Origin of the sequence: Kitasatospora putterlickiae (assembly GCF_039527695.1) — a bacterium.
In the GTDB taxonomy this organism is placed as follows: domain Bacteria; phylum Actinomycetota; class Actinomycetes; order Streptomycetales; family Streptomycetaceae; genus Kitasatospora; species Kitasatospora putterlickiae.
On sequence record NZ_BAAAKJ010000088.1, the window covers coordinates 11164 to 22789 of the forward strand.

Below are 11626 nucleotides of genomic sequence, written 5' to 3' on the forward strand. Positions count from 1 at the left end.
ACTCGGGTGCCCGCCGCCCGCGCCACCGCGGTCAGGCCGCGGCCTTTGGCTTCACGTCCACGACGCTCGCGCCGTCCGCGGCCCGCTGGACGGCCTCGACGCCCTTGTGGGCGGCGTCCTTGCTCGCGTACCCCTGGCCGGTGGCGACGATCTCGCCGTTGCCCGCCTTGAGCCGGAACCGGTACTTGCCTCCGGCGTCCTCGTACACCTCGAACCTGCCCGCCATCCGGGCCACCTCCTCGTCGACGGGACGCTCCGCGCGCCCCACCTGCACGATGCGCCCCGGCGGCCCCGGTCCGCACCCGCTCAAGGTCCGCTCGGGTGACCCGCCGGCGGCCTTCCGCCGAGCGGATGCCGGGGCCGCGGCGGGCCGGTTGAATGGGCGGATGGACTGCGTCTTCTGTGCGGTGGTGGCGGGCACGGAGCCCGCGCACCGGGTGCTGGACGACGAGGCGGCGGTGGCCTTCCTGGACCGCCGGCCGCTGTTCCCGGGCCATGTCCTGGTGGTGCCGCGGGCCCACCACCGCACCCTGGCGGACCTGCCGGCGGCGCAGGTGGGCCCGTTCTTCCTGCGGGTCCAGCGGGTGGCGGCGGCCGTCGAGCGGGGGCTGGGCGCGGCGGGCAGCTTCGTCGCGGCGAACAACCGGATCAGCCAGTCGGTGCCGCACCTGCACGTGCACGTGGTACCGCGCAATCCCAAGGACGGGCTGCGCGGCTTCTTCTGGCCGCGCCGGACGTACCCCGACGAGGCGGGCGCGGCGCTGGTCGCCGAGCGGCTGCGCGCCGCGCTCGCCCCGCCGGACTAGCGTCCGCCGTCAGCCGGCCCGGACGTTGTCCCAGGACTCCGGTCAGTCCGCTTCGAGGCGGGTGGTGAAGCTGAACCGGTCGCCCCGGTAGAGCGAGCGCACCCGCTCCACCGGCCGGTCGTCGGTGTCCCGGGTCAGCCGGTGCAGCAGCAGCATCGGCAGCGCCGGCGGGGTGCCGATCAGCAGGGCCTCGCGCGGGGTGGCCAGCACCGTCTCGATCCGCTCGTCGGCGGCGCCGAAGCCGATGCCCGCCTTCTCGGCGAGGTAGGCGTACAGCGAGGAGCCGGGGTCGAACTCCAGGTCCAGCGCCGGGACCCGGCCGACGGCGAGGTAGGTGCTCTCCAGGCCGACCCGCTCGCCGTCGGCGAGCAGCACCCGTTCCAGGTGCCAGACCGGCTCCCCCGGCGCGATCCGCAGCTGGCCGGCCAACTGCGGGTCGGCGCCGAGCCGTTCCAGCCCGATCAGGGTGCGCCCGGGGACCCGGCCCTGGCGCCGCACGCCCTCGGTGTAGCTGGCCAGCGAGAGCGGCTGCTCCAGCTTGGGGCCGGCCACCACCGTGCTGCGTCCGCGCCGCCGGAGCCGGCCCTGGATCAGCAGTTCGCGCAGGGCCTGGCGGAGCGTCTCGCGGGCCACCTCGAAGCGGGCCGCGAGGTCGCGCTCGGTCGGCAGCACGCCGCCCTCGCCGAGTTCGTCGAGCAGCGCCTCCAACTCACCCTTGACTGCGTAGTACTTGGGCACCCGACCGTGCTCCGGGATGCCGGAGCGGATCGGTGCGCCCGGCCCGGAACGGGGCGCGGGATCGGGGGTCTCGTCCACCCGGCCATCCTTCCAGATGGAGAGACCTGGCCATGACACGCCGTTCGGCGCGCCGTTCGAGCGCAATCGCCCGCACCGCACACGTTTTGCCCCCAACCCCTTGACAGGTCTAGACCATTCCGCTTGAGTCTGGGTCAGCCCCGCACCGGCCCGCACCCCGGTCGGCCCGTCCCCCACGACGTGCCCCCACACCGCGGGGCCCGGCTCCCCTGCCCCGACGTCCCTACCTCCACGACCGTGCGGCCCCACACCGCACAAGGGGTGATCAAGTGTCCATGAAACGCCTGCTCGCACTGCTCTCCGCCGTCGCCACGGCGCTGACGGTGGTCCTGCTGCTGCCCGCGGCCAACGCCAGCGCCGCCGTCTGCGCCACGCCCTGGAGCTCCTCCGCCGTCTACACCGGCGGCGCCGGCGTCTCCTACAACGGCCACAACTGGCTCGCCAAGTGGTGGACCCAGAACGAACCGCCGAGCACCGGCGGGTCCGGCGTCTGGTCCGACCAGGGCACCTGCGGCGGCACCGGCCCGACGCCGACCCCCACCGTCACGCCGACCGTCACGCCGACCGCGACCACCACGCCGAACCCCGGCGGATTCCCGGTCAGCCAGGCGCAGTTCGACCAGATGTTCCCGAACCGCAACCCGTTCTACACCTACCAGGGCCTGCTCGACGCGCTCAGCGCCTACCCGGCCTTCGCGGCCACCGGCACCGACACGGTCCGCAAGCAGGAGGCCGCGGCCTTCCTCGCCAACGTCAACCACGAGACCGGCGCGCTGGTCTACGTCGTCGAGCAGAACACCGCCAACTACCCCCACTACTGCGACAGCACCAAGTCGTACGGCTGCCCGGCCGGCCAGGCCGCGTACTACGGGCGCGGACCGATCCAGCTGAGCTGGAACTACAACTACAAGGCGGCCGGCGACGCCCTCGGCATCGACCTGCTGCGCAACCCCAACCTGGTGCAGACCGACCCGGCCGTCGCCTGGAAGACCGCGCTCTGGTACTGGAACACCCAGAACGGGCCGGGCACCATGACCCCGCACAACGCGATCGTCAACGGCTACGGCTTCGGTGAGACCATCCGCAGCATCAACGGCTCGCTGGAGTGCAACGGCGGCAACCCCGCGCAGGTGCAGAGCCGGATCAACGCCTACCAGCGCTTCACCCAGCTGATCGGCACCGTTCCGGGCAACAACCTGAGCTGCTGACGCGGCCCGCCGCCCCGCTCGTCCCCCCGTACCTCCGGGGAACGAGCGGGGCGGCGGCGAAATCGTCGTCACGGTGGACGCCGCCGCCCCCCGCCGCTCCTAGGCTCGGGCCATGAACGATCTTGGCAGCCTCGTCCAGCAGACCGCCGACCGCGCCGCCGGCCAGGGGGTCGGCGCGGTGGTCGCCGGCCTCGCCCACGACACGGTGGAGATCCGCGGCGCCGGACGCACCGGCCCCGGCCCGTCCGGCGAACGGCCCGGTCCGGACACCCTGTTCGAGATCGGCTCGGTGACCAAGGTGTTCACCTCGCTCGCACTCGCCCGGCTGACCCTGGCGGGCACCGTCACGCTGGACGAGCCGCTCGCCGCCGTCCTGGCCGACGCGCTCCCGCCCGGCGTCACCGTCCCCGCCAAGGGCCGGCAGCCGTTCGCGCTGCGGCACCTGGCGACCCACACCTCCGGACTGCCGCGGCTGCCCACCGGCATGCTGCTGACGTCCCTGCTCACCCCCAACAAGCCCGACCCGTACGCGCACTGCACCCCCGAGTGGCTGCTCGCGAGCCTCGGGCGGACCAAGGTGCGCGCCGCGCCCGGGCGCAGCTTCCGCTACTCCAACCTCGGCGCCGGACTGCTCGGCCTCGCCCTGGCGCACCGGGCGGGCCTGGAGTACGGGGAGCTGGTCCGGAAGGAGGTCTGCGAGCCGCTCGGGCTCACCGACACCGTGCTCGTGCCCGACGAGCGGCAGGCGGCCCGGCTCGCCCCGGGCCACACCGCCGGCGGCCGCCCGGTGCCGGGCTGGGACCTCGCCGGTCTCGCCGGGGCGGGCGCGCTCAAGTCCACCGCCGCCGACCTGGCCGTCTTCCTCCAGGCCCAGCTGGCGGCCGGCGACGGCGACGGCTCGCCGCTCGGGCCCGCCATCGCGCTGACCCGCGAGGTGCGGCACCAGGTGAACCCGTTCGCGTGGATGCACCTCGGCTGGCTCGGCGGCCGGCTGCACGCCCGCCAGGGCGGCCACCTGCGGATCTGGCACAACGGCGGCACCGGGGGCTACCGCTCCTTCACGGCCTTCGACCCGGAGAAGCGGATCGGGGTGATCGTGCTGGCCAACGGCCGCCGCTCCGTCGACACCGCCGGTTTCCACCTGCTGCGCACCCTGCAGAGCGCCCCGGCGTAGCCGACGGCCGCGATCTCCGCCGCGTGCCGCGCGGGGGTGGTGGGGCGCGTGGGAAGATGGCAGGGCTGGTGGCGGCGATCTCCGGGCGGTTCCTGGTGACCGATCATGGTGGACAAGCGACATGAGCGGCGCGAGGCCGCCGGGCCCGGCCGCGCCGACGGCCCGGAGGCCCTGCTGATGGTGCCGATCGCCACCGCCCTGATCGAGGCCGACGGCCGCATCCTGCACTGGAGCGGCGACGCCGAGGCACTGCTCGGCTACTCCGCGGAGGAGGCGATCGGCGCGCGCGCCGCGCAGCTGCTGACCTCCGACGAGCAGCGTCCCGAGGTGCTGGAACTGTTCCAGGAGATCCTCGACGGCCGCGGCTGGTCCGGCGTCTTCCCGGTGCGCCACCGCGACGGGCACCACGTCAACCTGGAGTTCCGCACCCATCCGATCGCCGGCCCCGGCGGCACCCCGCTGGTGCTCGCGGTGGCGTCGGACGTGACGACGCTGCGCCGGATCCAGGCGGACCTGGCCGTGCTGGACGGCTTCTTCACCCAGGCCCCGGTCGGCATGAGCGTGTACGACACCCGGCTCGCCTTCGTGCGGCTCAACGAGGCGCTGGCGCGGATCAACGGGCTGCCGGTGGAGCGGCACCTCGGCCACCGGCTGACCGAGCTGCTGCCCGGCATCAACGGCGCGGAGAGCGAGGGCGTGATGCGCCGGGTGCTGGAGACCGGCGAGCCGGTGGTGGACGTCCGCTCGCACGGCCGCACGCCCGGCGACCCGACGCACGACCACGCCTGGTCGGCCTCCTACTTCCGGCTGGAGGACAAGGGCGGCCGCGTACTCGGGGTGAGCTCGACGGTCGTCGACGTGACCGAGCGCTTCCAGGCCGAGACCAGGGCCGCCCGCGCGCAGGAGCGGCTCGCCCTGCTCGCCGAGGCCACCGCCTCCATCGGCACCACCCTGGACCTGCGGCAGACCGCCAGGGAGCTCGCCGACGCGATGGTGCCCAAGGTGGCCGACATCAGCGGCGTCTTCGCCCTGGAGGCCCTGGCCACCGGCCGCGACGTCGAGCCGCCGGACCGCGCCGCCGCGCGGCGGGTGCGCCGGCTGGCGCTGGCCACCGCCGACCCGCGCTACCCGGCCGACGCGCTGCCGGTGGACGCGGTCTACGAGCTGGCGCCTGACTCCCCGTACACGCGGGCGCTGGCCACCGGGCGCACGGTGGTGGTGCCGTCCTGGGAGCTGCCGCCGCTGAGCGAGGCGATCACCGAGAACGGCCTGCAGGCCTTCCTCGGCGACCGTCCGCGCTCGGTGCGGATCACCCCGCTGGTGGCGCGCGGCACCACGCTCGGCATGGTCGTCTACTCCCGGCGCGGCGACCGGGAGTCCTTCGCCGAGGCGGACATCACGCTCGGCGACGAGCTGGCCTCCCGGGCCGCGGTGGCCATCGACAACGCCCAGCTGTACCTGCGCCAGCACCAGACGGTGCTCGACCGCCAGCAGGCGCTGCGCGAGGCGAAGGCGGCGCAGGAGCGGCTCGCGCTGGTGAACACGGCCTCGGCCCGGATCGGCACCACGCTCGACCTCGCCCAGACCGCCCAGGAGCTGGCCGAGGTGGCGACGCCCCGGCTGGCCGACACGGTGGTCGTCGAGGTGCTGGACGACCTGGTGCGCGGCGAGCGCGAGGCCCGCCCGTCGGGCGACGGCTCGGCGGTGCTGCGGCGGATGGCCTTCCACTCGGCCCCGCACTCGACGCTGCGCCCGATCGACCGGACCGGCGGCGTGCACCGCTTCATCCCCTCCTCCCCCTACGCCTGGGCGCTCACCCACCGCACGCCGGTGCTGGTGCCGCGGATGGACGAGGCCGGGCGGGCCTGGTTCCGGGACGATCCGGAGCGCGCGGCGGCCGCGCGCGAGCAGAACCTCCAGTCGTTCATGGTGGTGCCGCTGATCGCGCGCGGTTCGGCGGTCGGTCTGGCCGCGTTCTACCGGACCGAGCCGGACCGCCCGTACGGGGACGACGACCTGGCGCTGGCCGGGGAGCTCGCGGTGCGGGCGGCGGTGTCGATCGACAACGCGCTGCTGTTCACCCGGGAGCGGGACGCGGCCGCCGCCCGGCAGCGGGCGCTGGACGAGGCATGGGCCGCGCAGCAGCGGCTGTCGCTGCTCAACGAGGCGTCCGGGCGGATCGGCACCACACTCGATCTGTACCGCACCGCCCGGGAGTTGGTGGAGGTGGTGATCCCGAGGTTCGCCGACTTCGTCACCGTCGACCTGCGCGCGACGGTGCTCGACGGCGAGGACCCGGCGCCGGTGCCCCCGGACGGCTCGGTGCTGATGCGGGCGGTGGCGGTCGGGGAGCTGGACGACGAGGGGGTGATGGCGGGCGCGGCCGACGCGATCGGGGAGACCTCGCAGTCGGCGCCGGTGTACGCGCAGAGCCTGCGCTCCGGCCGCTCGATCCTGGTCTCGGAGGTGGACGAGGCGGCGCTGCGCAGGATCGTGGCCTCGCCGGACCGGGTGCGGCCGAGCCTGGACGCCGGGGTGCACTCGTACCTGATGGTGCCGCTGCTGGCGCGCGGACTGGTGCTCGGCGGCGCGGAGTTCATCCGCACCCGCAACCCGGTGCCGTTCGGCCCGGCGGACCGGGCGCTGGCCGAGGAGCTGGTCGCCCGCACCGCGCTGGCGATCGACAACGGCCGGCTCTACCGGCGCGAGCGGGAGACGGCGCTCACCCTGCAGCGCAGCCTGCTGCCGCAGGAGATCCACCGCACGCTGGGGCTGGAGCTCGCCTACCGGTACCTGCCGAGCAGCGTGGTGAGCGAGGTCGGCGGCGACTGGTTCGACGTGGTGCCGCTCTCCTCCGGCCGGGTCGCGCTGGTGGTCGGGGATGTGATGGGCCACGGCATCCGGGCCGCCGCCACGATGGGCCAACTGCGGACGGTGGCCCGGACGTTGATCACCCTGGAGATCGAGCCGGACCGGGTGCTGCAGCGGCTGGACGAGGCCACCACGGCACTCGGCGAGGGCCAGTTCGCCACCTGCGTCTGCGTGGTGTACGACCCGGTCGACCGGCGCTGCACCGCCGCCTGCGCGGGCCACCTGCCGCCGGTGGTGTCCGACACCGAGGGCAACGCGGAGCTGGTCGAGCTGCCGCCGGGCGCGCCGCTCGGCGTCGGCGGAGTCCCCTTCGAGAGCGTCGAGTTCACCCTCCCGGAGGAGGGCATCCTGACCGTGTACACCGACGGCCTGGTCGAGCGGCGCGGCCGCGACCTCGACGAGGGGCTGCGGCTGCTCTGCCGCACCGTCGCCGACCGGCACGGCTCGCTGGAGCAGACCTGCGACGCCGTGCTCACCGAACTCACCGGCCGTACCAGCGAGGACGACATCGCCGTCATCATGGCGCAGGCCCGGCCGACCGGTTCGGACCGGATCGCCACCCTCGCGCTCGACGACGACCACGCGATGGTCGCCCACTCGCGCCGCTTCACCCGGGAGACGCTCACCGCGTGGGGGCTGGGCGCCCTCGCCGACTGGGCCGAGCTGCTCACCAGCGAACTGATCACCAACGCCCTGGTGCACGCCGGATCGCCCACCCAGCTGCGGCTGTTCTGCGACCGCACGCTCACCGTGGAGGTGGCCGACCGGGACGCCGGCGCGCCGCGGATCCGGCGCGCCCGGGAGGAGGACGAGGGCGGTCGCGGCATCCACCTGGTGAACGAGCTCGCGCACCGCTGGGGCAGCCGGCGCCTGCCGGAGGGCAAGGTGGTCTGGTTCGAACTGGAGCTGCCTCCGGGGCGGTAGCGGGAGGATGTCTCCCGGCCGGGGGGTCAGAGCAGTTCGCGCATCCGGCGGATCGGGCTCGCCAGCAGGATCGCCGGGCCCGCCGCGCTGCTGAGCGCCAGCAGGAGCAGGGCGGTGCGCGGGCCCCAGGCCGAGGCGGCGGCGCCGGCGGCGAGCGCGCCGACCGGTATCGCGCCCCAGGAGACGAAACGGACGGTGGCCATCACCCGGGGCAGCAGCTCCGGCGGGGTCCGGGTCTGGCGGTGGGTGCGGGCCACGATGCTGGTGACCACCACCCCGGCGGAGAAGCCGGCGTTGCCGACGGCGAAGACCAGCGTCCCCCAGCCGGAGCCGGCCGCCGGGAGCAGCAGCGAGAAGGCGGCCGAGGTCGCCGCCGCCCAGCACAGCGCGCGCCCGCCGCCCAGCCGGGAGACCACGCGGGGGGTGAGGGCGGCGCCGATCAGGCTGCCGAGGCCGCCGGTGGCCATCAGGGCGCCGACGGCGGCGGCCGGGGCGTCGAGGGTGCGGACCAGGAAGAGCGGGGTGAGCGTCATCAGTCCGCCGGAGACGAAGTTCACCGCGGCGGCGAAGGTGGCGGCCGGCCGGAGCACCCGGTGCCGGGTGACGTACCGCCAGCCCTCGCGGATCTGTTCGCGCATCCCGGCGCCGGCCGCGCTCGGTGCGGCCGAGCGCTTGACCGGCGGCACGGTGGACAGCAGGGCCGCCGAGACCAGGTAGCTGACCGCGTCCAGCAGTATCGCCGTCGCGCCGCCGACGAACTGCACCAGGACCCCGCCGAGCGACGGCCCGGCCAGCTCGGTCGCCGCGGAGCTGCCGGAGAGCAGGCTGTTGCGGGCGGTCAGCTCCTCCTTGGCGACGATCGAGGGCAGCACGGTGGAGATGCCCACGTCGAAGACCACGCCCGCCAGGCCCACCACCAGCGCCACCACCACGAGGTGGGGCAGCCTCAGCTCCCCGAGCGCGGCCGCCAGCGGCACCGAGGCGACGGCGGGCGCGCGGACCAGGTCCATCGCCACCTGGGTGCCGCGCGGCGGCAGCCGCTGGACCAGCACGCCGGCCGGCAGTCCGATCAGCAGCCAGGCGGCGTAGCCGGCGCCGGTGATCAGCCCGACGTCGAGCGCCGAGGCGTGCAGGGTGACCACGGCGACCAGTGGCAGGGCCACCGCGTTCACCTGGTCCCCGATCCGGCTGACCGTCGAGGCGGTCCAGTAGCGCCAGAACACCCCGGCGCCCGCGCCCGCGCGGCGGCCCGCGTACGCCGGAGCGCCCGCCCCCGCCCGCGCGCCCTCCGTCGTCCCCGTCACCCTCGTGTCTGTCGCCTTGGTCGACACACCCACCCCTTTGGTCGCGCCAGCCAGTGAGTCTCTTTTGGGAACTCACTATAATGGGCGGTCATGCGGCACACGGAAGCGGCGGACGCCGACTGCGCGATCTCCCAGGCCCTGACCGTGGTCGGGGACACCTGGGCCCTGCTCCTGATCAGGGACGTCGCCGGCGGAACCCACCAGTTCGACGCCCTGCAGCACGGGCTCGGCATCAGCCGGAAGGTGCTCACCCAGCGCCTCAAGGCCCTGGTCGCCGACGACGTCCTGGAGAAGCGCCTCTACCACCCCCACCCGCCGCGCTACGAGTACCACCTGACGGAGGCCGGACGCGGCCTGCTCCCGGTGCTGGTCGCCCTCCAGGGCTGGGGCGGGCGCTACGTGCTCGGCGACGGCTCGCTCTCCGGCACCAGCACCACCGACTCCGCCGAGACCCGCCGGGTGCTCGCCCTGACCGGCCGTCGGCTGCCCGCCCTGGAACTCACCGCCGCCCGCGGCGAACCGGTCGACCCGGTCGCCGCGGACCGCGCCTGGACGGTGCTCTACTGCTTCCCCGGCGGCCCCGACCGCCCCGACGGCTGGAACGGCATCCCGGGCACCGGCGACCGCGCGCTGGAGTCCCGCACCTACCGCGACCGGATGGACGACTTCGCCGCGCGCGGCGCCGCCGTCCACGGCGTCAGCACCCAGCGCCCGGACCAGCTGGCGGCCTTCGCCGAGCACGCGCGGATCCCGTTCCCGCTGCTGTCCGACATCGGCCTCGACCTGGCCGCCGCGCTCCGCCTGCCGACCTTCCGGGCCGACGGCGTCGAGCACCTCAAGCGGCTCACCCTCGTCGTCGACGCCACCCGGACCATAAGGGGCGTGCTCTACCCCGTCGCCGACCCGGCCGGCGCGGTCGACGACGCGCTCGTCCTGCTCGACGGGCTGGCCGCCGGATAGCGCCCCCGCTCAGACCCCCGCCCCCGCGCGCGTCAGAGCCCCGCCCGCCAGGCCTCCGGGTCGGTCCAGGCCGCCAGCGTCCGGCGGCTCTCGAAACGGCGCGGACGGCCGGTCAGCGGATCGGTGAACTCCACCGCGGAGGAGAGCAGCTGGAGCGGGCGGCGGAAGTCGTCCGGTGCCGGCTCCGGCAGCACCACCGGGTACACCGGGTCCCCCAGGATCGGCAGGCCCAGGCCGCTCATGTGCAGCCGCAGCTGGTGCGTCCGGCCCGTCGACGGCCGCAGCAGGTAGCGGCCCAGACCGCCGCGCCGCTCCACCAGCTCGATCCGGCTCTCGCTGTTCGGCGCCTCGTCGAGCTCGTACGCGTCGATCCGCCCGCGCTCCTTCACGATGTGGCTGCGCACGGTCCGGGGCAGCGCCACCGCCGGGTCGTCCACCGCCACCGCCTGGTACTCCTTGCGGACCAGCCGGTCGCGGAACAGCGTCTGGTACGCCCCCCGGTCCCGCGGCCGGACCACGAACATCGCCAGCCCCGCCGTCAGCCGGTCCAGACGGTGGGCCGGGCTCAGCGCGGGCAGCGCCAGCTCGTGCCGCAGCCGGGAGAGCGCCGTCTCCACGACGTGCCGCCCGCGCGGGGTGGTGGCCAGGAAGTGCGGCTTGTCGACCACCACCAGGGACTCGTCCCGGTGCAGCACCTCCAGCTCGAACGGGACCGGCACCTCCGGCGGCAGCTCCCGGTAGAACCACAGGTGCGCCCCCGGCCGGAACGGCTCCGCCACCCCGACGGCCCGCCCGTCCTCGCCGACCACCCCGCCGTCCCGCAGCAGCCCGTCCACCCGCTCCGCCGCCGCCACCGGCAGCCGCTCCAGCAGGTACGCCCGCACCGTCTCCCACGGACCGCCCGCCACGGGCAGCCGCAGGTGCACCGGATCCACCCCGGACCGCTGCGGAAGCGGCGAGGCCGGCACCGTACTCCTACGTCTCATCTCGCCCGCCACCCTACGTCCTCGCCCCCGCCCCCGGTGCCGGGATGCCGGTGGGGCGGGGAGCGGTGGAGAGTGGACGGGAGGGGCGGCTTGGAGGTGAGGGCGTGGGTGTGGGCGGTGGGGGGTCCGAGGAGGAGCGGGTGGCGCTGCCGCCGCTGCCGCGGCGGACCCGGCTGCTGCTGTACGGCGCCTTCCTGCTGCTCGTCGGGGCGGTGCTGGCGGACCTGTTCACCGGGCCCGGGACCACGCTCTCCCCCGTCCTCGCCGTGGCGCCCGTCCTGGTCGGGGCGACCACCCGGCGGGCCCGGGTGCCGCTGATCACCGGGGCCGCCGCCGTCGCCGTGGCCGGGCTGCTGGAGGAGGGCAACACCCACCTGCCCGGCACCGTCCACCTCGCCTCGCTGATCACCATCACCGCCGCGACCCTCGCCAGCACCGCCAACGTCGTGCTGATCGCGGCCCGCGAGCGCGAGCTGTTCCAGGTCCGGACCGTCGCCGAGGCCGCCCAGCGGGCCCTGCTGCGCCCGCCGCCCGAGCGGGCCGGGCCGCTGCGGATCGCCGTCCGGTACGTCGCGGC

9 protein-coding genes and 1 pseudogene are annotated in these 11626 nt (G+C 75.2%); 6 read left to right on the forward strand and 4 right to left on the reverse strand.

Features of this window, described 5'->3' with window-relative positions; translation table 11 throughout:
* Nucleotides 1-31 precede the first annotated feature (31 nt).
* Nucleotides 32-226 (reverse strand): YegP family protein, encoded by a 195-nt coding sequence (locus ABD308_RS09840; RefSeq protein WP_344330960.1) that lies wholly within the window; start codon nucleotides 224-226, stop codon nucleotides 32-34.
* Nucleotides 227-386: 160 nt separating this feature from the next.
* On the opposite strand from ABD308_RS09840, the gene ABD308_RS09845 reads away from it, so the two are divergent.
* A complete protein-coding gene (locus tag ABD308_RS09845) occupies nucleotides 387-806 on the forward strand; it encodes an HIT family protein (RefSeq protein ID WP_344330962.1) in 420 nt (139 codons plus the stop codon).
* A 42-nt stretch (nucleotides 807-848) separates the two neighbouring features.
* Here ABD308_RS09845 and ABD308_RS09850 read toward each other — a convergent pair whose 3' ends face one another.
* Nucleotides 849-1622, reverse strand: coding sequence for a GntR family transcriptional regulator (locus ABD308_RS09850; protein ID WP_344330966.1), 774 nt, complete (start codon nucleotides 1620-1622; stop codon nucleotides 849-851).
* A 275-nt stretch (nucleotides 1623-1897) separates the two neighbouring features.
* Between ABD308_RS09850 and ABD308_RS09855 the strand changes: the two genes are divergently transcribed.
* The 3 genes from ABD308_RS09855 (at nucleotide 1898) to ABD308_RS09865 (ending at nucleotide 7799) form a co-directional block, all read left to right on the forward strand.
* On the forward strand, nucleotides 1898-2830 hold the full coding sequence (locus ABD308_RS09855; RefSeq protein WP_344330987.1) for a glycoside hydrolase family 19 protein: 933 nt from the start codon (nucleotides 1898-1900) through the stop codon (nucleotides 2828-2830).
* Between the two features lie 112 nt (nucleotides 2831-2942).
* Complete coding sequence (locus ABD308_RS09860; protein WP_344330968.1) at nucleotides 2943-4004, forward strand: serine hydrolase domain-containing protein; 1062 nt, start codon at nucleotides 2943-2945, stop codon at nucleotides 4002-4004.
* 105 nt (nucleotides 4005-4109) lie between these two features.
* Nucleotides 4110-7799 (forward strand): SpoIIE family protein phosphatase, encoded by a 3690-nt coding sequence (locus tag ABD308_RS09865; protein ID WP_344330973.1) that lies wholly within the window; start codon nucleotides 4110-4112, stop codon nucleotides 7797-7799.
* Between the two features lie 26 nt (nucleotides 7800-7825).
* On the opposite strand, the gene ABD308_RS09870 is transcribed toward ABD308_RS09865, so the two are convergent.
* Nucleotides 7826-9103 (reverse strand): MFS transporter, encoded by a 1278-nt coding sequence (locus ABD308_RS09870; protein ID WP_344330979.1) that lies wholly within the window; start codon nucleotides 9101-9103, stop codon nucleotides 7826-7828.
* 90 nt (nucleotides 9104-9193) lie between these two features.
* On the opposite strand from ABD308_RS09870, the gene ABD308_RS09875 reads away from it, so the two are divergent.
* Complete coding sequence (locus ABD308_RS09875) at nucleotides 9194-10063, forward strand: winged helix-turn-helix transcriptional regulator (RefSeq protein ID WP_344330982.1); 870 nt, start codon at nucleotides 9194-9196, stop codon at nucleotides 10061-10063.
* A 32-nt stretch (nucleotides 10064-10095) separates the two neighbouring features.
* On the opposite strand, the gene ABD308_RS09880 is transcribed toward ABD308_RS09875, so the two are convergent.
* Nucleotides 10096-11049, reverse strand: a complete 954-nt coding sequence (locus ABD308_RS09880) for a pseudouridine synthase (RefSeq protein WP_344330983.1) — start codon at nucleotides 11047-11049, stop codon at nucleotides 10096-10098.
* A gap of 140 nt (nucleotides 11050-11189) precedes the next feature.
* Here ABD308_RS09880 and ABD308_RS09885 point away from each other — a divergent pair.
* Nucleotides 11190-11626, forward strand: a pseudogene (locus ABD308_RS09885) (PP2C family protein-serine/threonine phosphatase); the annotation flags it as partial.

What these genes read in the sequence shown, in the direction of transcription:
- ABD308_RS09840 (WP_344330960.1), bottom strand. Translation starts at nt 226, where the DNA reads ATGGCGGGCAGGTTCGAGGTGTACGAGGACGCCGGAGGCAAGTACCGG.
- ABD308_RS09845 (WP_344330962.1), top strand. Translation starts at nt 387, where the DNA reads ATGGACTGCGTCTTCTGTGCGGTGGTGGCGGGCACGGAGCCCGCGCAC.
- ABD308_RS09855 (WP_344330987.1), top strand. Translation starts at nt 1,898, where the DNA reads ATGAAACGCCTGCTCGCACTGCTCTCCGCCGTCGCCACGGCGCTGACG.
- ABD308_RS09860 (WP_344330968.1), top strand. Translation starts at nt 2,943, where the DNA reads ATGAACGATCTTGGCAGCCTCGTCCAGCAGACCGCCGACCGCGCCGCC.
- ABD308_RS09865 (WP_344330973.1), top strand. Translation starts at nt 4,110, where the DNA reads ATGGTGGACAAGCGACATGAGCGGCGCGAGGCCGCCGGGCCCGGCCGC.
- ABD308_RS09875 (WP_344330982.1), top strand. Translation starts at nt 9,194, where the DNA reads ATGCGGCACACGGAAGCGGCGGACGCCGACTGCGCGATCTCCCAGGCC.
- ABD308_RS09880 (WP_344330983.1), bottom strand. Translation starts at nt 11,049, where the DNA reads ATGAGACGTAGGAGTACGGTGCCGGCCTCGCCGCTTCCGCAGCGGTCC.